Genomic DNA, 21200 nt, shown 5'->3' with positions numbered 1-21200 from the left:
GCGATTCTACGCGTCGGTGACTCGGGAACCGGTCGCCGGCCTCAGCGGAAGCGGGGGCTCGACCCCGGGCGTCGCACGGTCTCGCGCACGACCCGCTGGACGAGTGCTCCGCCGTACCCTCGTCGGGCGAGGAACCCCGTCAGGCGGCGCTCAGCGACCTCGTCGGAGAGCGACCGCAGGCTCGGGAGCCGCTTGCGCGCCAGCTCGAGGGCCGTGCGGTACTCGTCGTCGCCGTCGAACTCGTCGAGCGCCGAGGCGATCGCATCGGGATCGAGCTTGCGGCCCCTCAGCTCCTGCTGGATCGACGACCGGCCGAGCTTCTTGCGCTCGCGGAGGGAGAGCACGAGCTGCTCGGCCATCTTGTAGTCGTCGAGGTAGCCGAAGCGCGCGAACCGCTCGAGGATCTCGAGCGCATCCTTCTCGGCCACGCCCTCGGTGTAGAGCCGCGCCTCGACCTCGGCGACCGAGAGGCTCTTGCGCGAGAGCCCGCGGACGATGCGGTCGGCGATCTGCTCGGGATCGGGCTCCTCCGGAGCGGCGAGCTCGATCTCGCGATCGTCCTCCTCGCGGGGGGCCTCGTCTCGCGCCTCGCTCGCCGATCGCCGCGCCACGTGCGCCGACAGCTCGGCGACGCGCTCGGCCGCCGCGGCTCGCGACTCGGAGCGTCCGATCGTGCTGACCGGCGCGGACTGCTCCGAAGGAGCCTCCTGTTCGGCCGGGGCGTCGGCCTTCACCCAGGGCAGGAAGGCCACGGGGCGGCCTCCGGGCCCCTCCGTGGCCTTCTCGCGCACGATCTACGCGCCCTTGCGCACGGGCTGCTTGGTCTCGATGGCGACCGGAGCCGCCTCGACCTTCGCGTTCGGATCGGCGATGACACCGAGTTTGACGAGGATGCGCTTCTCGATCTCGGCCGCGATGTCGGAGTTGTCGATGAGGAACTGGCGCGCCTTCTCCTTGCCCTGCCCGAGCTGGTCGCCGTCGTAGGTGTACCAGGCGCCCGACTTGCGGACGATCTCGTGCTCGACACCGAAGTCGATGAGGCTGCCCTCGCGCGAGATCCCGATGCCGTAGAGGATGTCGAACTCGGCCTGCTTGAACGGCGGGGCCATCTTGTTCTTGACGACCTTGACGCGGGTGCGGTTGCCGACCGCGTCGGTGCCGTCCTTGAGCGTCTCGATACGGCGGATGTCGAGGCGGACGGACGCGTAGAACTTCAGCGCCTTTCCACCGGCGGTGGTCTCAGGGCTTCCGAAGAAGACACCGATCTTCTCGCGCAGCTGGTTGATGAAGATCATCGTGGTGTTGGTGGTGTTGAGACCGCCGGTGAGCTTGCGGAGGGCCTGCGACATCAGGCGGGCCTGCAGACCCACGTGGGAGTCGCCCATCTCGCCCTCGATCTCGGCGCGGGGCACGAGGGCCGCCACGGAGTCGATGACGATCAGGTCGATCGAGCCGGAGCGGACCAGCATGTCGGCGATCTCGAGCGCCTGCTCTCCCGTGTCGGGCTGCGACACGAGCAGCGAGTCGATGTCGACTCCGAGCTTCTTCGCGTACTCGGGGTCGAGCGCGTGCTCGGCGTCGATGAAGGCGGCGATGCCTCCGTTGCGCTGCGCGTTCGCGATGGCGTGCAGCGTCAACGTGGTCTTTCCCGAGGACTCGGGGCCGTAGATCTCGACGATGCGCCCGCGCGGGAGGCCGCCGATGCCGAGCGCGACATCGAGCGCGATCGAACCGGTCTGGATCACCTCGACCGGGGCGCGGTCGTCGCTGCCGAGGCGCATGACTGCGCCCTTGCCGAACTGGCGGTCGATCTGGGCGAGTGCAGTCTCGAGGGACTTCTCGCGGTCTGAAGAACTGGGCATGGCCGTCTCGCTCTCGTGCTCGTGGTGGTATCGCCTACAGGCTGTCGCGTCGTGCCGGGCTGGCCGATCGGTGTCTCCGATCGGTGCGCCGGCCGGATGCGACAAGGCGGTGAAGCAGGTCCGTTGACTTGTTCCCGACGGTACGCCCGACCTCCGACATCGGGGCCGAGCGACTGCCGCTCGGTGGAGAGAGAGCGGCATCTGCTTCTGTTGAGGAGCTTAGACCTGATCGAACAGGGGTTCGAGGAAGTGGGTACGGCGTGTCGAACACGGCTTCGGCACCCTCCTCGAGGGGCCGGCGCCGGAGGGATCAGTCGCGGCGCTTCTTCGGGTCGATACCGTGCCAGCGCGCTTCGGGCACATCATTGGCGCGGCAGAGCGCCTGCCAGACCTCGCGCGCCTCGATGCCGTCCTGCAGCGCCCGCTCCGCTGTCCGGCCATCGAGCTCGGTCAGCACCAGGTCCGACACGAGGACACGGGCGTACGCCGCACCGAACTCGTCGTCGACCAGCTGACGGAACTCGCTCAATCGCATCCCCCCACGCTAACGGGCCACCCCGAGCCCCGGGAACGCCGGCCCCGGGGAACGCCGAAGGGCGCCCGAGTCGAGACTCGGACGCCCTTCAAGCGGAACGGGGTGCGGTGGGTGGAGGTGGGGGTGCGGAACCGCCTACTGGGCGATGAGGTCCGCGTCGAATCCGGCGACCATGTCGGCCGGGATGGTGTCGGGGATCGTGTCGATCCCCTCGATGACGGCGAGGCGATCGCCGACCTCTCGCATGATCACCGAGATGGGCGTGTCGAGCGCATCGGCGACCGACGCGAGGATCTCGGACGACGCCTCCTTCTGACCGCGCTCGACCTCGCTGAGGTAGCCGAGAGCGACACTCGCCTTGCTCGCCACCTGACGCAGCGTGCGACCTTTCTGCAGGCGAAAGTCCCTGAGGACATCGCCGATCTCCTGACGAACTAGAACCACTGGACCCTCCTTCTCCACGTCAACCGCGACCTCGTCCGGCCCGGGCGATCCGGACGCGCCACGAGGGAGCGTTCTGATCGAGGGGGCTGAGTACGAAGGAACCGGATAGCTGTTCACTACCCGGTTCGTGTGTCGACTCTAATACCGGATGACTGGACTTTGCGTGTGAGCGACGTCAGATGTAACCGGGGCGAAACGCGGGGCATTCCACGATCCGGCACTGATCAGGAAAGGGGCTGAATTCCCAGGTCGAGAGAGGTGACGAGCTCGGTCGCGGCCTCGAGCGCCGCACTCACGGAGGCCGATCGGATCTCCGCGCGATCGCCCTCGAGGTGGAGCGCGTGCACTCGTTCGAGATCGCCCAGCACGACGGCGACGAAGACCGTGCCGACCGCGGCGCCGCCCTGCGGGTCCGGGCCGGCGACCCCGGTGGTCGAGACTCCGACGGTGCGCTCCCCCTCGGTGCCGAGCCTCGACGCCGCGCCGCGCGCCATCTGGAGGGCGACCTCGGGGTGGACCGGGCCGTGCTCGGCGAGCAGCGCAGCGTCGACCCCGAGCAGCCGGTGCTTCAGATCGGTCGCGTAGCTGACGACCGCACCACGGTAGACGGCGGAGGCGCCCGGCACCTCGACGACGGCCGAGCTCAGCGCACCGCCCGTGAGCGACTCGGCGATCGCCAGACCGAGACCGTGCTGCCCGAGCGTTCTGACCAGCGGCGCGGCGATCACGGGCGCTTGCGAGCGGCGCGACTCTGGCGTGCCGCGTCGGCGAGGTAGTCGATGCCCGTCACGACGGTGAGGACGACGGCCGCCGTCATGGTGATGCCGTTGAGCCAGTGCACCCACTCCCCGAGCACGAGCCAGAGCGGGAGCAGGGCGAGCGAGATCGCGACGGACTGCACGATGGTCTTGAGCTTCCCGCCCCGTGAGGCCGGGATGACCCGGTCGGACAGGACCGCCATGCGGAACACTGTGATGCCGATCTCGCGCACGAGGATGACGATCGTCACCCACCACGGGAGCTCATCGAGGATCGAGAGCCCGACGAGGGCGGCGCCGGTGAGCACCTTGTCGGCGATCGGGTCGAGGAGCTTGCCGAGGTCCGTGACGAGCCCGCGGCTTCGCGCGATGTGCCCGTCGATCCCGTCGGTCGCGATCGCGACGATGAAGAGCAGGGCCGCCGCGATCCGCAGACCGCCGTCCTCTCCGCTGTCGGCCAGCAGCAGCCAGAAGAACAGCGGCGCCAGGAGGATCCGGACGACGGTGATCGCGTTCGGGAGGTTCCAGTTGCCGGAGCGCGCAGGCACTCCGGCCGTCGGGCTGCTCATGGTGCTCCGTTGCTCGTCGTGGTCGGGATGTCGCCTCGGGGGATCACGACTCAGTCGCGTCCGGTCAGGGCCCAGGCGTCGTCCGAGGAGCCCTCGTCGTCGTCGTGGTAGTCGGTCGCGGCCGGACCGGTCGGCTCGGCCAGCGGATCCTCGTAGGGATCGGGGGCGACCGCCGACGGCGCGGGGAGGGCATCGCCCGTCTCGCCACCCCGCATCCGCTCGAGCACAGCCGGCAGCTGCTCGCCGGAGACGAGGACGTCGCGCGCCTTCGAGCCCTCTGAGGGGCCGACGACCTCGCGCGACTCGAGGAGGTCCATCAGGCGGCCGGCCTTGGCGAAGCCGACGCGGAGCTTGCGCTGCAGCATCGAGGTCGAGCCGAACTGCGTGCTCACGACCAGCTCCGCCGCCGCGATCAGCAGCTCGAGGTCGTCCCCGATGTCGGAGTCGACCTCCTTGCGCTGCGCCTGCACGGTGATGTCCTGGCGGTACTCGGGCTGCGCCTGGCGCGTGACGTGCTCGACGACCTTCGCGATCTCGTCCTCGCGGACCCACGCCCCCTGCACGCGCATGGGCTTGTTGGTGCCCATCGGGAGGAAGAGTCCGTCGCCCTGCCCGATGAGCTTGTCCGCTCCGGGCTGATCGAGGATGACGCGGGAGTCGGTGACGCTGGTGACGGCGAACGCCAGCCGGCTCGGCACGTTCGCCTTGATCAGGCCGGTCACGACGTCGACGCTCGGACGCTGGGTCGCGAGGACGAGGTGGATGCCCGAGGCGCGCGCGAGCTGGGTGATGCGCACGATCGAGTCCTCGACGTCGCGTGGGGCGACCATCATCAGGTCGGCGAGCTCGTCGACGACCACGAGGAGGTAGGGGTAGGGCTTGAGGACGCGGTTGCTGCCCGCGGGGAGCTTCAGGTCTCCGCCGCGCACGGCCGCGTTGAAGTCGTCGATGTGTCGGAACCCGAACGACGCGAGGTCGTCGTACCGCATGTCCATCTCTTTGACGACCCACTGCAGCGCCTCTGCCGCCTTCTTGGGGTTCGTGATGATGGGCGTGATCAGGTGCGGGACGCCCGCGTAGATCGTCAGCTCGACCCTCTTGGGGTCGATCAGGACCATGCGGACGTCCTGCGGACGCGCCCGCATGAGCAGGCTCGTGATCATCGAGTTCACGAAGCTGGACTTGCCCGAGCCGGTCGAGCCGGCGACGAGGAGGTGGGGCATCTTGGCGAGGTTCGCGACGACGTACCCGCCCTCGACGTCCTTGCCGACGCCGATCGTCATCGGGTGCGTGGAGGACGTCGACGCACCCGACCGCAGGACGTCGCCGAGCGACACGATCTCGCGATCGGAGTTGGGGATCTCGACGCCGATGGCGCTCTTGCCCGGGATCGGCGAGAGGATGCGGACCTCGTTGCTGGCGACCGCGTACGACAGGTTCTTGCTCAGCGCCGTGACGCGCTCGACCTTGACGCCCGGGCCGAGCTCGATCTCGTAGCGCGTGACCGTCGGACCGCGGGAGAAGCCGGTCACGGTCGCGTCCACGTTGAACTGCTGCAGGACCGTGGTGATCGCGTGGACCATCTCGTCGTTCGCCGCGGAGCGCGCCTTGGACGGAGTGCCGGTGGACAGCGCCGCTGCAGAGGGCAGGCGGTAGGGGGCGTCGTCCTCGAACGAGGAGTCGAACTCGGCGGTCGGGTCGGCGTCGGGGAGCGGGGCGATCGGCCCTGTCTCGATGACGGGCGGTACCGGGACCACGGGCGCGACATCGAGATCATCGAGGGTGATGACTCCGGTCGCATCATCGTCGACGACGCCCGGCAGGGGGCGGGTGCCGCTGCCCTTCTCGAACCGCGCGAGTGCGGCCTCGGCGCTCTCGGCCTCGGTGATGACCTCGGTGGCGTAGGAGCGGGTCGGCGGATCGACGGGCTCCTCGCGCTCCTCGAGCGCGGTGTCGAAGCCCTTGGCGCGCCCGCGACGGCCCTTGGGCGTGTCGATGACCTCGGTGAGGGAGTCGATCGGCAGCTCGGTCTGCACCGTCGGCTCGTCCTCGCGACCGGAGTCGGTGCGACGCCACCAGGGCAGCTCACCGCCGTCCTCCTGCTCATCTGAGGCCTCGGCCTCCGCTTTGGCGGCCGCCTTCGCCTCGGCCTTCTCGGCCTTGAGGCGGGCTCGCTCCTCGTCGTCGAGGACGGGCGTGCCGAAGAGGTAGGAGTAGAGCTGGCGAAGGCGCGCACCGATGCGGTTCGGCGGTGTCTTGGTGATGATGAAGAGCGAGAGCAGGATGACCGCGGAGAGCAGGACCGTCGCTCCGGGAACCGTTGCGATCGCCACCAGCGGCGCCCCGACCAGCCAGCCGAGAACGCCTCCGGCCGCGGCCATCAGCTCGATGCCGACACCGGGTGCCGGAGCGCCGAGGTGAGCGTGGCAGATCCCCGCCGAGGCGACCAGCAGGAACGAGAGCCCCACGCCGATGCGGCCGTTGTCGTCGACAGAGCTCGGGTGCCGGAACAGCCAGAGTGCGAAGAGGAGGAGAACGACGGGGAGCACGTAGGCCACCCGCCCGAAGAGAGCACCGAACGTCCATGCGTCGAGCACCTTGGCCACCGGATCGGTGGCCAGGAACCACTCGACGACCGCACCCGAGACTCCTAGCAGGACCAGGAGGAAGGGGACGCCGTCGCGGCGCTCCTCCTTCGCGAGCCGCTCGGGACCGAGCGCTCGCGCGGCACCGCCGACCACGTGCGCCAGCGTCATCCAGAGGCGGACGAGGAGATTCGGGCGGGGGGCCGACTCGAAGGCGACGGTGGTCTTCTCGGAGGCACCCCGCCCCGAGCCCCGGCCGGAACGCGGTGTGGAGGAGCGCGCGGAGGCACTCCCCCGCCCGCGGGAGGTCGTCTTGGTGCTCGTCGCCATGAGGCCACCGTACCCGTCGCCTCCGACAACCCCGCGGACCCGCGCCGGGCCTGCGTCAGCGGAGCAGGGCGACCATGGTCTCCGCCTCGCCGCGGTCGGTGACGACGGCGAAGCCCTCGCTGATGTAGAGACGGCGGGCGAAGTTGTCGCTGGCGACGTTCAGCGAGACCCGCGCGTACCCGGCCGCTCGCGCCTGGGCCATCGCCGCTCGCAGCAGCGCACGCCCCACCCCCTGGGCGCGGTAGACGGGACGGACGCCGAGGGTCAGCTCGGGGACCCCGGAGGCGATGAAACCGCGACCGGGCATCGCGGAGGAGAACAGCCGGGTCCAGCAGGCGCCGATGCGCTCGCCGTCGATCGTCTCCGCGACGGAGCCGAGGTCGCCGGCGCGCGGCCAGCCCGCGATGTAGCGCCGGGTCGCCTCCTCGGCGAGGACGTCGACCCTCGAGCGCGAGGATCCGGCTGTCCAGTTCGCCGCCTCCACCAGCATGTCGGCGAGGAACGGGCCGTCATCCCGGCGCGCGGAGCGGATCGGGTAGTCCATGCGGGCCTCCGGGCGGGTGGGTCGTGCAACGTTCCCCCGCGCACAGTGTGCCCGCTCGACGAGCGATCGGCCAGACGGAGGCGGTGCTCAGGCCTCGATGACCAGCGGGACGATCATCGGGCGGCGGCGGAAGCGGGTGTTCACCCATCGTCCGACGACCCGCCGGACCGTCTGCGAGAGCGCATGGGGGTCGCTCACTCCGCCCTGCACCGCCTCCTCGAGTGCCTGCGCGATGCGGGGCCTCACCTCGTCGAAGACCCGGTCGTCCTCGGCGAAGCCCTTCGCGTGGATCTCGGGGCCGACCACGATGCGGCCGGTGCCCGCCTCGACCACGACGATGATCGAGATGAAGCCCTCCTCGCCGAGGATCCTGCGGTCCTTGAGATCCGCGTCGGTGATCTCGCCCACCGATGAGCCGTCGACGTAGACGAAGCCGAGGTCGAGCCGGCCGACGACCGTCACCGTTCCGTCGACGAGATCGACCACGGTGCCGTCCTCGGCGACGATCGTGTTCTCCTCCGGGATCCCGGTGTCCTGCGCGAGCTTCGCGTTGGCGACGAGGTGGCGGTACTCGCCGTGCACGGGCATCACGTGGGTCGGCTTGAGGATGTTGTAGCAGTAGATCAGCTCGCCCGCCGCGGCGTGGCCCGAGACGTGCACCTTCGCGTTGCCCTTGTGCACGACGGTCGCGCCGAGCTTCGTCAGGCCGTTGATCACGCGGTAGACGGCGTTCTCGTTGCCCGGGATCAGGCTCGAGGCGAGGATGACGGTGTCGCCCTCCCCCGGCGCGATCTGGTGGTCGCGGTTCGCCATCCGGCTGAGGACCGCCATCGGCTCGCCCTGCGACCCGGTCGACATGTAGACGATCTCGTTCTCGGGGATGTCGCCGGCCTTCTTGACGTCGATCAGGACGCCCTGCGGCACCTTCAGGTAGCCGAGATCGGCGGCGATCCTCATGTTGCGGACCATCGAGCGGCCGAGGAGTGCGACGCGGCGTCCGTTGGCGTGCGCGGCGTCGAGCACCTGCTGCACGCGATGGACGTGGCTCGAGAAGCTCGCGACGATGACGCGACGCGTGGCCTTGGCGATCACCGCCTCGATCACCGGGCCGATGTCCCGCTCGCTCGGGGTGAATCCTGGGACGTCGGCGTTGGTCGAGTCGACCAGGAAGAGGTCGATGCCCTCCTCGCCCAGCCGGGCGAAGGCGCGCAGATCGGTGATCCGGCCGTCGAGCGGGAGCTGGTCCATCTTGAAGTCGCCGGTGTGCAGCACCGAGCCGGCGTCGGTGATGATCGCGACGGCCAGGGCGTCGGGGATGGAGTGGTTGACCGCGACGAACTCCAGCTCGAAGGGGCCGAGGTTCTCGACGTCCCCCTCCTTCACCGTCAGCGTGTACGGCGTGATCCGGTGCTCCTTGAGCTTCGCCTCGACCAGGGCGAGGGTCAGCGTCGAGCCGATCAGCGGGATGTCGCGCTTGAGTCGGAGGAGGTACGGGACGGCTCCGATGTGGTCCTCGTGCCCGTGCGTGAGCACCACTCCGACGATGTCGTCGAGCCGGTCCTCGATCGGGCTGAAGTCGGGGAGGATCAGGTCGACGCCCGGCTGGTTCTCCTCCGGGAAGAGGACTCCGCAGTCGACCACGAGGATCTTGCCGTCGATCTCGAAGACCGTCATGTTGCGGCCGATCTCGCCGAGACCGCCCAGAGGGATGATCCGCAGGGTCCCGGGCGCCGGCGGCGCGGGGATGATCACGGAACCGGGCATGAGCCCTCCTCTGGTGTCGTGGCGGGGTGGGAGCGGCGTCAGCGCGTCGTGCCCGCGATCTTCGGGAGGGCTCCGCCGGCCGCCGCGTTGCGGTCGGGCCGGAAGTTGCGGAAGTCGACTCCGGGGATGTCGCGGACGAGGCCGAGCTCGTCCTCGATGAGCGCCGCCTCCGACTCCTCGGGGCCGACGAGCGGCAGGCGCACGCGCGGGGAGGAGATGCGGCCGAGGCCGTGCAGGATGTACTTCGCCGCGACGGTGCCGGGGACGTGGGTCATGACGGCGCGGACGAGCGGCTCGAGCTGCTGGTGCGCGCGGGTCGCGGCGTGCAGATCGCCCGCGTTCACGGCATCGACGATCGTGCGGTACGGCGAGGCCGCGATGTTCGCCGTCACGCCGATCAGTCCCGTGGCGCCGATCGCGAGCTCGGGGAGGACGTTGGCGTCGTCGCCGCAGAAGTACATCAGGTCGGTCTGGTTGAGCACGCGGCTCACCTCGGAGAGGTCGCCCTTGGCGTCCTTCACCGCGAGGATGTTGGGGTGCTTCGCCGCGCGGAGGATCGTCTCGTAGCGGATGGGGACGCCGGTGCGGCCCGGGATGTCGTACAGGATCACGGGCAGATCGGTCGCGTCGGCGATCATCCGGAAGTGCGTGAGGATGCCGGCCTGCGTGGGCTTGTTGTAGTACGGCGTGACGATCATGTTGCCGTCGGCGCCGGCCTTCTCGCTCTGACGCGCGAGCTGCATGGCGTGCGCGGTCTCGTTGGAGCCGCCTCCCGTGATGATCTTCGCGCGGCCCGCGGCGACGGCCTTGCCCACCTCGACGAGACGGATCTTCTCGGGGTCGGTGAGCGTGCTCGTCTCGCCCGTGGTGCCGGTGACCACGATGCCGTCGGCGCCCGCGCCGATGCAGTCGTCGATGTGCTTCTCGACGCCGGGCCAGTCGACTTCGCCGTCGGCGGTGAACGGGGTGACCAGGGCGACCAGGACCTGGCCGAAAGGATTCTCCGGAGTTGACACGAGCATCAGGGTATCGGGTCGGCGCGGGGCGGTCGGAGTCGATCAGGTGGCGGGCCGGGGGCTACGGGGCGACGCGGCCGTTCGCGGTGAAGGCGGCGGCGGTCAGCGGCATCAGCTGCTCGAAGTGCTGCTCCATCTGCTCGGCGGCCATCTCGATCTCGCGCTGCGGGAAGGAGGGGAACGTCGAGTCCTCGCGCTTGGTGCGCAGCGAGAGGAAGTTCATCAGCGAGCGGGCGTTCAGCGTCACGTACATCGACGAGTAGATGTTGAGCGGCAGGACGATGCGGGCGACCTCGCGGGCGACACCCTGCGCGAGCATCCGCTGGTAGGCCTCGAAGGCCTGGATGCTGGCGCGGCGGGTCTCGGCGACGACGAGCTCGGTCTGCTCGGGGGTGCCGGGCTCGAAGGAGTAGGCGCCGGGCTTGCCGACCTGCACCAGGTTGCGCTCGGGGCCGGGCACGTAGAAGACGGGCCGGAGCTCGCGGTAGCGTCCCGACTCCTCGTTGTAGGAGGCGATGCGGTGCCGCATGAACTCACGGAAGACGAAGATCGGCGCCTGCACGTAGAAGGTCATCGAGTTGTGCTCGAACGGAGAGCCGTGCCGGTCGCGCATCAGGTAGTTGATGAGGCCGCGGTCGCGCTTGCGCTGCTTCTCGGCGTCGGCGTCCTCCTCGTCGAGGGCGGCGGCGAGGGTCTGCTCGCCCTGCGTCGAGACGCGGGCCGCGAAGAGGACGTCGGAGTCGTGGGCGTTCGACCTGATCAGCTCGACGACGACATCGGAGCGGAAGGTGAACTCGCCGTCGGGGGCGTTCTGCTCGGTCACGGCTTCGACCCTAGAGCACGCTCCGACGTCTCACGGCGTCACGAACCGCTTCGCCGCGGCCGCTCGACGTAGCGTCGAACCGTGGATCCCCTCGTCATCGCGGCCTCGCTGCTGGCGCTCGTCGCGCTCGCGACCGCCCTCGGTCTCGCTCATCGGCGTTCGGCCGGGCGCGTCCGCCCCACGGCCGCGATCGACCCGGTCGATCCCGCAGGCCTCGTCGAGGGCGCGGTCCTCGGAGGCGTCGCGACCGTCGTCCAGTTCTCGACCGAGTTCTGCACCCGCTGCCCGGCCGTGCGCAGGATGCTGACCGATGTCGCCCGGCAGCGCCCGGGAGTCGTGCACCTCGACGTCGATCTGACGCACCGCGCCGACCTCGCCGACCGCTTCCGCGTGCGGCAGACCCCGACCCTGCTGGTGCTCGACGCCGGCGGGATCCCCCGGAGCCGCATCGGCGGCGCCCCGACCCGCGCCGTCGTCCTCGACGAGCTCGACCGACTGGAGACCGCACGATGAGCACCGCACCCCCTCGTGGCCGAGTCGACCCGCGCGGGCCGCGCTTCGCCGCGTCGATCACGGCGCTCCTCCTGCTCGCGACGGTGGGCCTCGGCCTCGCCGCACCGACGGCGAGCGACGTGGCGGCACGACTCGCGCAACCCGGCTTCCTCCTGCTGCTCGCCCTCGCCGCGCTGTTCGCCTGGTCGGCGGCGCGTGGAGTCGGCTCGGGGCCGTGGGCCGTCGTCTTCCGTCACCTCGTGCGGCCGCGGCTCGCACCGCCGACCGAGTGGGAGGACGCCCGGCCGCCGCGGTTCGCCCAGCTCATCGGCCTGATCGTCACGGGAGCGGGAGCCGTGGCGCACCTCGCCGGAGTCCCGGGAGCGGTCCCGGTCGCGGCGGCCATCGCGTTCCTCGCCGCCTTCCTCAACGCCGCCTTCGGTCTCTGCCTCGGCTGCGAGCTGTACCTCCTCCTGGTGCGCGCCCGGCTGCTCGGGCGCTCGGCGGGCTCCCGGGCCTGACGTCCTAGGCTTGACCTGCCTCGCGGGCCGCCCGCGACGAGCCTCAGGAGGCATCATGAGCGACTCATCCGCACGGCACTCCGATCACGACGGAGCCGACGCGACCGCCGGATCCGCGCGCCGGTCGCACCGGTCCTCCGAGCAGCGCCCCACGGTGCTGCCGGACACCGACACGGAACAGCAGACGCCCCGCCGTCTCCGGGTGCTGATCTCGGGCGCGAGCGGGATGATCGGCTCCGAGCTGACCGCACAGCTGCGTGCTGACGGGCACGAGATCTTCCGGCTCGTGCGGCACGCGCCCACGGCTCCGGACGAGTTCCACTGGGCCCCGACCTCGCACATGCTCGACTTCAGCGTGCTCGACCGCGTCGACGCCGTGATCAACCTCTCGGGCGCCTCGATCAGCCGCCTGCCGTGGACCTCGTCGTACAAGCGCGAGATCCTCGACTCACGGGTGCAGGCGACGCAGACGATCACCGACGCGATGCGGATGGCGACCACTCCCCCGACGATCCTGCTGAACGCCTCCGCGGTCGGCTACTACGGCGACCGGCCGGGCGAGGAGCTGACGGAGGAGTCCGCGTGCGGCGAGGGCTTCCTCGCCGATGTCGTCGAGCGCTGGGAGCAGGCCGCTCACCTCGCGCCCGAGAGCACGCGGGTCGTCACGATCCGCACCGGCCTCGTGCTCGGCAGGGGAGGCGCGCTGAAGCCGCTCCTGCCGCTCACCCGCTTCGGCCTCTCCGGCCCGCTCGGCGGCGGCGCGCAGTTCTGGCCCTGGATCAGCCTCTACGACGAGGCGGCGGCGATCCGCCACCTCCTCACCTCGACGCTCTCCGGCCCGGTCAACCTCGCGGGGCCCACCCCGGCGACGGCGAACGACGTCATGCGCACGCTCGCCGAGCAGCTGCACCGGCCGTTCAAACTGGCCGTGCCGGAGAAGATCATCGAGCTCGCCCTGCGGGACGCGGGCCACGAGCTGCTGCTCTCGAGCCAGCAGCTCGTGCCCCAGCGGCTGCTCGACGACGGCTTCGTGTTCCGGCACAGGACTGTCGCCGAAGCGCTCGGCTGGGTCCTGAACTAGTCCGCTCAGGCAGGGGCCTCGTGCTCGAGGGCGATCGAGCGGCGGATCGCTCCGCGGGCGCGCTTGCGATCGCCGCTGGCGTCGTAGACCAGACCCAGGCGGTACCAGGCGCGCCAGCTCTCCGGATGGGCGTCGACCTCCTCGGCGTAGCGAGGGAACAGCGCATCGGCCTCCTCGCGGAGGGGGCGCCCGCTCTCACGCGAGTCGACGACCTCCTGCGGGAGCGCGTCCTCCTGCTCGAGCCGGCGGGCGAGCCGCTCGGCGCGGACGCCGAAGAGCAGCTCGCGCACCAGACCCCAGACGCCGATCCCGCCGAGGATCAGGAGCCCGACACCCATCACGATGCCGGGCACGGTGCCTGCGGCGAAGGCGACGACCGAGTACTGGAGGCAGACGAAGAGGTAGAGGGCGAGCAGGACCGCCATCAGGCCGACGCCGATGCGAGTCCTCACGGCGTGCTCGTCGCCGCGGCCGCCTGGCCGGAGGGGACGTCGTCCGACACGAGAGGCTCGTCGGACACCCGCACTGCGAGCGGTGCCGCATCGAACGCGGCGCGGAGATCGAGCAGCGCGTCGAGGCCCACGACGACTCCCGAGGTCGTCACAACGGCCTGGAGCGCCCGGAGGATGCCCGCCTCGTAGGACGCGGGCGACGACGTGTCGTGCCGGATGGTGACGGTCTCGCCGGTACCTCCGAAGACGACCTCCTGGCGCGCCTCCACACCGGGCAGCCGCAGGCTGTGCACCGGGATGCTGGCCACCTGCTGGCCGCGAGCGCGCTGGTCGGTGTGCGGCGCCTCCACCGGTCCCCGCTCGGCACGGGCCTGCAGGATGAGCTCGGCCGTCCGCACGGCGGTGCCGGACGGCGAGTCGACCTTGCGCGCGCCGTGGGTCTCGATGATCTCGGTCGCGTCGAAGAACTGCGCGGCGACGGTCGCGAGGGCCGTCGCGACGACCGAGCCGAGCGAGAAGTTGGGGATGATGACGACGCCGGCGTCGGGCTGGGCCTCGACCGAGCGGCGGAGGGTCGCGATCCGGTCGCCCGTCCAGCCGGAGGTGCCGACGAGCACCTTGCGGCCGTGCGCCACGGCGAGGTCGACGATCCCCTGGCTGACGGCCGGCACGGTCATATCGACGACGACGTCGGCGGCGAGCATCTCGCGCGGATCGCTCCGGGAGCCCAGGCGTGCGACGAGCTCGAAGGCGTCGGACGCCTCGATGAGGGAGCAGGTGAGGGAGCCGAGCTTGCCGGACGCGCCGACCACGGCGACGGAGGTAGTCACCCGCTCAGCCTAACGATCAGTCGCCCGCACGATCAGTCGCCGAGGAGTCGCCGCAGCGAGATCACGGGGGCACCCGAGAGCGGATGCGGGAACTCCTCCCCCGCCTGCGTCCAGCCCGCGGAGGCGTAGAGGGCGCGGGCGGCCGCGTTGCCGGTCAGGACGTGCAGGACGGCCTCGTCCGCCACGGCCGCCGCATCCCGCTCCGCGGCCCGGAGCAGCCGCCGAGCGAGCCCCCTCCCCTGGGCCGACGGCCGCACGGCGAGCAGAGAGAGGTACGCGGCTCCCGGCGGGTCGTCGGCGAATCCGCTCCCGGGGGTCGACACGAGGGCGAAGCCGTCGATCGGGCCGTCGCCCTGGGCGACGACGAACGAGACACGCGGGGCGCCGAGCTTCGCGCGGACGCGCTCCTCGGTACCGGAGGCGGGCGCACGGCCGTCACGGGCCTCGAGCGACTCGAGCCACACCGCCACGCAGGCGTCGACGTCGCGGTCGGAGCCGGGGCGGAGGAGAGGCTGTGTCACCCGGTCACGCTAGTACGGCTGAACCTCGGGCAGGCCGGTGCGCAGCTCGACGGGCAGGTGCGCGAGGTCGTTGTGCACCACCAGCACCGGGGGCTTCCTCGAGCGCACCCGGATGATCGTGAGTCCGCAGTTCGCCTGGTTGACGCCCAGCCAGCGCCAGTCGGGCGCGTCGAAGACGTGGCGGACGAACCAGCCGATGACGAAGTTGTGGGTGATCAGGAGGTCGTGGCGGTCCTCTCGCGACGGCGCGAGGAACTCGGCCACGGCATCCTGCATCTGCGCGTGCCCCGCCTCGATCTCGGCCGGCGTCACGCTGCCGAAGAACGGCTCGAACGAGCGGGGCATGTCGGGCGTGGGGCCGGAGGGGATGCAGTCGAAGAGCAGCGAGGACGGCTCGATCGACAGCCCCGGCAGGACGGCCTGGAAGCGCGCGGCCGTCTCCTCCGCCCGGCGCAGCGGCGAGTGCCAGGCTCCGGTGAACGGCACGCCGCCGAGGCGCTCGGCGATCAGCCGCGCCTGGCGCTCGCCCCTCGCCGAGAGAGGGCCGTCGGGGAGCCCGTGCTCGGCGTCCTGCTGCTCTCCGTGACGGACGAGGTAGATGTAGTGGGACACGGGGCCCTCCCTGGTGCGGCGCGTCGATGCGCGGTCAGCGGTCGTGCGATCCGTTCAGACCGCGGGAGCGCTCTCGACCTCGACGATGCCGGCGAACGTCGAGTCGTCGACCGCGCCGACGGCCGAGATCGACGACGGCCCCCTCGACAAGTCTGCCGCGAGTGCCTGGACATCGTCCGCGCTGACGCGCGCGAGGCGCCGCAGGCTCTCGTCGAGGTCGACGAACTCGCCGAAGGTGAGCTCGGCGCGGCCGAGGCGGGACATCCGCGTGTCCGAGTCCTCGAGGGCGAGGGCGGCCGCTCCGGAGAGCTGACCCTGCGCCCGGCGGAGCTCGTCGGCGGTGACGCCGTGCTCGGCGAGGCGGGAGAACTCGGTGAGCAGGAGCTCGGCGACGGTGCCGGCCTTCGCCGGGGTGCAGGCGGCGGAGAGCCCGAAGATGCCGGCGTCGGAGTACGACGGGGCGAAGGAGTAGACGGAGTACGCGAGGCCGCGCTTCTCGCGGACCTCCTGGAAGAGCCGGGAGGACATCCCCCCGCCCAGGATCGAGTTGAGCACGCCCATCGTCATGCGGCGCTCGTCGGCCGCCGCGAGGCCGGGGAAGCCGATCAGCAGATTCGCCTGCTCGGTCGGCCGGTGCACGATCGAGAGCGGGGTGCCACGCGTGAAGGCGGCAGAGCCTCCGACCCGACGGGCGACCGGCGACGCCGGCGTCGCGAGGTCCCAGCCGTCGGAGGCGAGCACGCGGCTCAGCAGCGCGACGAGCGCCTCGTGGTCGACGGCCCCGGCGACCGTCACGACGAGGTCGTTCGGGCGGTAGGCCGCGCGGTAGTGCGCCCAGACCGCGTCGCGGGTCGCCTCGCCGATGGTCGCCGCGCTGCCGCCGATGGGCCGCCCGAGCGGGTGCTCGCCGAAGACGGCCTCGAACAGGCGCTCGCTCGCCACATCGGCCGGATCGTCGTCCGCCATCGCGAGCTCTTCGAGGATCACGCCGCGCTCGGTCTCGAACTCGACCGGGTCGAGCAGGCTGGAGGTGACCATGTCGGCGATGACCTCGACGGCCATCGGGAGGTCGCGGTCCTGGATCTTGGCGTAATAGCAGGTGTACTCCTTCGCGGTGAGCGCGTTGTGCTCACCGCCGACGGAGTCGAACGACACGGCGATGTCGAGCGCCGTGCGCGAGGTGGTGCCCTTGAACAGCAGGTGCTCGAGGAAGTGCGTCGACCCGAAGTTGGACGGCGTGCCGGGCGCGCCGCCGACTCCCGCGCGGGCGGGGGCCTCGTCGCGGGATCCCGCGGCGACCCAGAACCCGACGGTCGCGCTGCGGGCACCGGGCACCGCCTCGCTGAGGATGCGGACTCCGCTCGGGAGGACCGATCGGCGGACCAGGGACCCGCCTGCGGCTCCGATGGTCGTCTCCGGCTGTTCGAGAGGGAGTGCCACGCCGTTGCTCATCCGACCCAGCGTAGGCCACGCGGGAGCGGCCGACCGGCTCGATGGCGCGAGGCGCCGCGCGTCAGCGGCGGGCGCGCTCGAGGGCGGCGAGATGGCCCTCGTCGAGGTCGAGCGAGACCGCGCGGACGAAGGCGTCGACCTCGGGCGTGCTCCTGGGAGCGACAGCTGCCGCGACGAGCCGGGGGCGCGCCAGCAGCCAGGCGAGGGCGACGGCGGCGGGGGCCGCGGACAGCTCGACGCCGATCGCTTCGAGGGTCGCCAGCACGCGGCGGCCGCGGCGACCGGCGTGCGCGGCGGCGCGGTGCCCGTCGGGGAGTCTGCTCAGCTCCTTGCGGCTGCGCGCGATCCCGTGCAGGAATCCGTGTGCGAGCGGCACGGTCGAGACCAGCGAGAGCCCCTGGCCGGCCGCGACCAGGCCCAGGTCGCCCTCGGCCTCGGCGCGCTCGAGCAGGTTGTAGCCGACCTCGACGGCGGCGAAGCGCGGGAGGCCGTGGCCCGCCATGACCCGGGCCTCGAAGAGCTCCTCCGCGGCGAAGCCGGAGGCGATGACCGAGCGCGCCGTACCGCGCGCCAGCAGGACCTCGGCGGCCGCGAGCAGCTCGTCGAGGCGGCCCGCGCCGTCGGGGCGCACGGCGAGGACGTCGAGGCGGTCGGTGCGGAGGCGGCGCAGCGACTCCTCGACCCTGCTCACCAGCGCGCGCGGCGAGGCCGCGGTCCCGGTGGGGGCGCCGAAGCGGCCGATCAGGAGGAGGCGGTCGCGGTCGCGGCGTCCGGACAGCCAGCCGCCCACGGCCGACTCGGCCTCGGCCGAACCGCCGTCGGTCGCGACGAGGGCGTTGCCGCCCCAGGCCGCGTAGCGATCGAGCAGGACGGAGGAGTCGACGGCTGCGCGGCAGATCGCCGCGGCGTCGAGGACGAGGGGGAACAGGGCCTGGCTGCTCTCGCCGAGCGGGCGGCGCTGGGTGTGCGCGACGACCGGTTCGACAGTCGAGGGGCGCACGGCGCCGACCTTGACCCTCGGCACGCCACCACTCTCCTTGCGGCGGCTCGGGTGCCCGCCACAAGCGAGAGTAGTCGAGTGGAGCCACGGCGCTCGGAGGCGGTCGGAGACGATTTACCCGATCGTTACACGCTCGCAGCCTGGGGGGCGACGGCGGTGCGGCGGCACCCGGAGTGTCGGTCGTCGCGGCTAGATTCACCGTCATGGAGCCCCTCACCCCGACCGTGCCCTGGTGGACCAGCGCCGTCGTCTACCAGATCTATCCCCGCTCGTTCGCCGACTCGAACGGCGACGGCATCGGCGACCTCGGCGGCATCCGCGCACGACTCGGCCATCTCGCCGATCTCGGCGTCGACGTGATCTGGCTCTCGCCGATCTCTCCGTCGCCGCAGCACGACAACGGCTACGACATCTCCGACTACCAGGACATCGATCCGCTGTTCGGCTCGCTCGCCGAGTTCGACCTGCTGCTGGCCGAGGCGCACGAGCGCGGCATCCGGATCGTGATGGACCTCGTGGTGAACCACACGAGCGACGAGCACGCGTGGTTCGTCGAGTCGCGCTCGTCGCAGGAGGATCCGAAGCGCGACTGGTACTGGTGGCGCCGCGGTCGCACGCCGCTCGAGCAGCATCGCGAGCTCGACGCTGCCTCGGACGCGCGGCTCGACGTCGCCGAGCCCAACGGCTGGCGCTCGTACTTCTCGGGGCCGGCATGGACCCTCGACCCGGCGACCGACGAGTACTTCCTCCACCTCTTCGCGGTGCAGCAGCCCGACCTCAACTGGGAGAACCCCGAGGTGCGCCACGCGGTGCACGCGATGATGACCTGGTGGCTCGACCGCGGGGTCGACGGCTTCCGGATGGACGTCATCAACCTCGTCTCGAAGGACGTCGAGCAGATCGACGGCGAGGCCGGTGGCTCCGGGATCGTGGGCGGAGTCGGGCCCCGACTGCACGAGTACCTGCAGGAGATGCACCGGGAGGTGTTCGCCGGTCGCGAGGGCGCCTACCTGACCGTCGGCGAGATGCCCGGCGTCACCCTCGAGGAGGCGGCGCTCGTCACCGATCCCGAGCGCGGCGAGCTCGACATGGTCTTCCAGTTCGAGCACGTGGGGATCGACCACGGTGTCGACAAGTTCCATCCGGTGCCGCTCGACCTCGTCGCGCTCAAGGCGAACCTCGCCCGCTGGCAGGACGGACTCGCCGAGAAGGGCTGGAACAGCCTCTACCTGAACAACCACGACCAGCCGCGGCTCGTCTCGCGGTTCGGCGACGACGGCGCGTGGCGCTACGAGTCGGCGACGCTGTGGGCGACGCTCCTGCATCTGCAGCGCGGCACGCCCTACATCTACCAGGGCGAGGAGATCGGCATGACCAACGTGCCGTTCTCGGGGATCGACGACTTCCGCGACGTCGAATCGCTGAACTACTACGCCGAGGCCGTCGACGAGAGAGGCGAGGATCCGGAGGCGGTGCTCGCCGGGCTCCGCGCGCAGAGCCGAGACAACGCCCGCACGCCGGTGCAGTGGGACGCGGGCTCGCAGGCCGGATTCACCACCGGCGAGCCCTGGATCCCGGTCAACCCGAACCACGCCGAGGTGAATGTCGAGGCCGACCGTGCCGCCGAGCGGTCGGTGTTCGAGTACTACCGCGCGCTGATCGCGCTCCGGCACGCCGACGAGACGGTGCAGCTCGGCCGCTTCGCCCTACTCGAGGCGGAGCATCCGCGCCTGTTCGCCTTCACCCGGTCGGGGAACGACGAGCTGCTGGTCGTCGGCAACGTCTCCGGCGAGCCGCTCGAGGTCGCGCTGCTCGATGAGTGGGCCGGCGCCGAGACGGTGCTCGGCAACGTGAAGGGCGCCTCGGGGTCGACGCTCGGGCCGTGGGAGGCGCGGATCCTCCGACGCTGACGCGGACGGCGGCGACGGGCCGGGTGCGGGCGAACTCCTCTGCGGGCGCCCGGCCCGTCAGGCCGACGCGCGGTCGAGCTGCGCGATGTCGCTGCGCGTGAGCGGGATCGCTGCGGCACCGAAGACCGCCTCGAGGTCTGCGGCTCCTCGCGCGCGGATGACGGCGGCCGCCACCTCCTGGTGCGAGAGGACCCACGCGAGGGCGATGGTGCCCGGGTTCGTGCCGTGCGCCTCCGACACCTCGTCGAGGACGCTGAGCACATGGTTGCCGTGCCGGCCGACGTAGTCGACGGCGGCCTCGAACATCACCGACTCCGGCTCGTCCGAGCGATGGCGGAGCCGGCCCGTGAGGTAGCCGCTCGCGAGCGGGAGGCGCGCGAGGGTCGCGAGACCCTGCCGCTCGACCTCGGGAGCGACATCGCTCTCGTAGGCGCCGCGCTCCATCAGGTTGTACTCGGCGATGACCACCGAGAAGGGCGGCAGGCCGAGCCTGCTCGCGGCCTCCTGGGCCTCGGCGAGGGCTGCGCCGCTGAAGTGCGCGGCGCCGAGAGCTCCGACCGAGCCGTCGGCGAGGAACGGCGCGACGGCGGCCAGGCTCTCCTCGATCGGCACCTCGGGGTCCTCGCTGTCGAAGGACAGCAGGTCGATCCGGGTGCCGAGCCGCTCGAGGCAGCCGTGGACGGCGGCGGTGACGTCGGCGGCGGCAAGGCCGGGAGCGTCGGGGTGGCGGCCGACCTTCGTGGCGACCAGCATCCGCGCCCGGGCGCCGCTCGCCTCGAGCCAGCGGCCGATCATGTACTCGCTGCGACCGGTGGCGTAGTGGTCGGCGGTCGAGATCAGGGTGCCGCCCAGCGCGGCGAAGGCGTCGAGCGCCTCCGTCGTGTCGTCGATGGCGGTGGCCCAGCCGAAGACGGAGCCGTCGAGGGCCAGCGGATGCACCGGGAGGCCGGTGCGACCCAGAGTGCGGAACGGAGGAGGCGTCTCCAGCTCGGTGGCCAGGGGCGTCGGGTCGGTCACGGGATCCTCCGGTCGGGGCGGTGCGACGGCACGGTCCGGCCACCGTACCCCATGGTGGGAAGTCGACGGACGCCCGCCCCAC

The 21200-nt window shown here is 71.3% G+C and carries 22 protein-coding genes; 4 read left to right on the top strand and 18 right to left on the bottom strand.

What is annotated here, in order from left to right:
* Nucleotides 1–41: 41 nt before the first annotated feature.
* From ASG06_RS12175 to thyX, 11 genes are all read right to left on the bottom strand, one after another.
* Complete coding sequence (locus ASG06_RS12175; RefSeq protein WP_162239024.1) at nucleotides 42–752, bottom strand: regulatory protein RecX; 711 nt, start codon at nucleotides 750–752, stop codon at nucleotides 42–44.
* Nucleotides 753–794: 42 nt separating this feature from the next.
* Nucleotides 795–1862, bottom strand: coding sequence for a recombinase RecA (gene recA, locus ASG06_RS12170; RefSeq protein WP_056042338.1), 1068 nt, complete (start codon nucleotides 1860–1862; stop codon nucleotides 795–797).
* Nucleotides 1863–2172: 310 nt separating this feature from the next.
* Nucleotides 2173–2397: a DUF3046 domain-containing protein gene (locus ASG06_RS12165; protein ID WP_056042336.1), complete on the bottom strand. Its 225-nt coding sequence runs from the start codon at nucleotides 2395–2397 to the stop codon at nucleotides 2173–2175.
* Nucleotides 2398–2532: 135 nt separating this feature from the next.
* Entirely contained in the window at nucleotides 2533–2841 is a 309-nt protein-coding gene (locus ASG06_RS12160) for a helix-turn-helix domain-containing protein (RefSeq protein ID WP_056042334.1), read from the bottom strand.
* Between the two features lie 224 nt (nucleotides 2842–3065).
* Nucleotides 3066–3569, bottom strand: coding sequence for a CinA family protein (locus ASG06_RS12155; RefSeq protein WP_056042332.1), 504 nt, complete (start codon nucleotides 3567–3569; stop codon nucleotides 3066–3068).
* Nucleotides 3566–4168 (bottom strand): CDP-diacylglycerol--glycerol-3-phosphate 3-phosphatidyltransferase, encoded by a 603-nt coding sequence (gene pgsA / locus ASG06_RS12150; protein WP_056042330.1) that lies wholly within the window; start codon nucleotides 4166–4168, stop codon nucleotides 3566–3568. The genes ASG06_RS12155 and pgsA overlap by 4 nt, the downstream gene beginning before the upstream one ends.
* 50 nt (nucleotides 4169–4218) lie before the next feature.
* Nucleotides 4219–7083, bottom strand: a complete 2865-nt coding sequence (locus tag ASG06_RS12145; RefSeq protein ID WP_056042328.1) for a DNA translocase FtsK — start codon at nucleotides 7081–7083, stop codon at nucleotides 4219–4221.
* 55 nt (nucleotides 7084–7138) lie between these two features.
* Nucleotides 7139–7627 (bottom strand): GNAT family N-acetyltransferase, encoded by a 489-nt coding sequence (locus tag ASG06_RS12140; protein ID WP_056042320.1) that lies wholly within the window; start codon nucleotides 7625–7627, stop codon nucleotides 7139–7141.
* 87 nt (nucleotides 7628–7714) lie between these two features.
* Entirely contained in the window at nucleotides 7715–9391 is a 1677-nt protein-coding gene (locus ASG06_RS12135) for a ribonuclease J (protein WP_056042318.1), read from the bottom strand.
* Between the two features lie 38 nt (nucleotides 9392–9429).
* Nucleotides 9430–10413, bottom strand: coding sequence for a 4-hydroxy-tetrahydrodipicolinate synthase (gene dapA / locus ASG06_RS12130; protein WP_442965605.1), 984 nt, complete (start codon nucleotides 10411–10413; stop codon nucleotides 9430–9432).
* A 55-nt stretch (nucleotides 10414–10468) separates the two neighbouring features.
* A complete protein-coding gene (thyX, locus tag ASG06_RS12125; protein ID WP_056042317.1) occupies nucleotides 10469–11230 on the bottom strand; it encodes an FAD-dependent thymidylate synthase in 762 nt (253 codons plus the stop codon).
* A gap of 81 nt (nucleotides 11231–11311) precedes the next feature.
* Between thyX and ASG06_RS12120 the strand changes: the two genes are divergently transcribed.
* From ASG06_RS12120 to ASG06_RS12110, 3 genes are read left to right on the top strand one after another with little or no spacing between them, the layout of a single operon-like run.
* Nucleotides 11312–11743 (top strand): thioredoxin family protein, encoded by a 432-nt coding sequence (locus tag ASG06_RS12120; RefSeq protein WP_056042316.1) that lies wholly within the window; start codon nucleotides 11312–11314, stop codon nucleotides 11741–11743.
* A complete protein-coding gene (locus ASG06_RS12115) occupies nucleotides 11740–12243 on the top strand; it encodes a DUF4395 domain-containing protein (RefSeq protein WP_056042315.1) in 504 nt (167 codons plus the stop codon). Before ASG06_RS12120 ends, ASG06_RS12115 begins: the two co-directional genes overlap by 4 nt.
* 55 nt (nucleotides 12244–12298) lie before the next feature.
* A complete protein-coding gene (locus ASG06_RS12110) occupies nucleotides 12299–13324 on the top strand; it encodes a TIGR01777 family oxidoreductase (RefSeq protein WP_082499164.1) in 1026 nt (341 codons plus the stop codon).
* A 5-nt stretch (nucleotides 13325–13329) separates the two neighbouring features.
* Here the strand turns inward: ASG06_RS12110 and ASG06_RS12105 are convergent, their stop codons facing one another.
* From ASG06_RS12105 to ASG06_RS12080, 6 genes are all read right to left on the bottom strand, one after another.
* Nucleotides 13330–13776: a hypothetical protein gene (locus ASG06_RS12105; RefSeq protein ID WP_056042314.1), complete on the bottom strand. Its 447-nt coding sequence runs from the start codon at nucleotides 13774–13776 to the stop codon at nucleotides 13330–13332.
* Nucleotides 13773–14606: a 4-hydroxy-tetrahydrodipicolinate reductase gene (dapB, locus tag ASG06_RS12100; RefSeq protein ID WP_056042313.1), complete on the bottom strand. Its 834-nt coding sequence runs from the start codon at nucleotides 14604–14606 to the stop codon at nucleotides 13773–13775. The genes ASG06_RS12105 and dapB overlap by 4 nt, the downstream gene beginning before the upstream one ends.
* A gap of 32 nt (nucleotides 14607–14638) precedes the next feature.
* Nucleotides 14639–15127 carry a GNAT family N-acetyltransferase gene (locus ASG06_RS12095; protein WP_056042311.1) on the bottom strand — a complete coding sequence of 163 codons (489 nt, stop codon included), beginning with the start codon at nucleotides 15125–15127 and terminating at the stop codon, nucleotides 14639–14641.
* A 9-nt stretch (nucleotides 15128–15136) separates the two neighbouring features.
* Complete coding sequence (locus ASG06_RS12090; RefSeq protein WP_056042310.1) at nucleotides 15137–15739, bottom strand: histidine phosphatase family protein; 603 nt, start codon at nucleotides 15737–15739, stop codon at nucleotides 15137–15139.
* 54 nt (nucleotides 15740–15793) lie between these two features.
* Nucleotides 15794–17191 carry a M16 family metallopeptidase gene (locus ASG06_RS12085; protein ID WP_056042309.1) on the bottom strand — a complete coding sequence of 466 codons (1398 nt, stop codon included), beginning with the start codon at nucleotides 17189–17191 and terminating at the stop codon, nucleotides 15794–15796.
* A gap of 61 nt (nucleotides 17192–17252) precedes the next feature.
* Nucleotides 17253–18215 (bottom strand): aldo/keto reductase, encoded by a 963-nt coding sequence (locus tag ASG06_RS12080; protein WP_056042308.1) that lies wholly within the window; start codon nucleotides 18213–18215, stop codon nucleotides 17253–17255.
* Nucleotides 18216–18394: 179 nt separating this feature from the next.
* On the opposite strand from ASG06_RS12080, the gene ASG06_RS12075 reads away from it, so the two are divergent.
* A complete protein-coding gene (locus tag ASG06_RS12075) occupies nucleotides 18395–20101 on the top strand; it encodes a glycoside hydrolase family 13 protein (protein WP_056042307.1) in 1707 nt (568 codons plus the stop codon).
* A gap of 57 nt (nucleotides 20102–20158) precedes the next feature.
* Here the strand turns inward: ASG06_RS12075 and ASG06_RS12070 are convergent, their stop codons facing one another.
* Nucleotides 20159–21118: an aldo/keto reductase gene (locus ASG06_RS12070; RefSeq protein ID WP_056042305.1), complete on the bottom strand. Its 960-nt coding sequence runs from the start codon at nucleotides 21116–21118 to the stop codon at nucleotides 20159–20161.
* Nucleotides 21119–21200: the final 82 nt, after the last annotated feature.

This window comes from Rathayibacter sp. Leaf185, from assembly GCF_001423885.1.
Classification (GTDB): Bacteria; Actinomycetota; Actinomycetes; order Actinomycetales; family Microbacteriaceae; genus Rathayibacter.
This window is presented reverse-complemented; position numbering and strand designations above follow the sequence as displayed.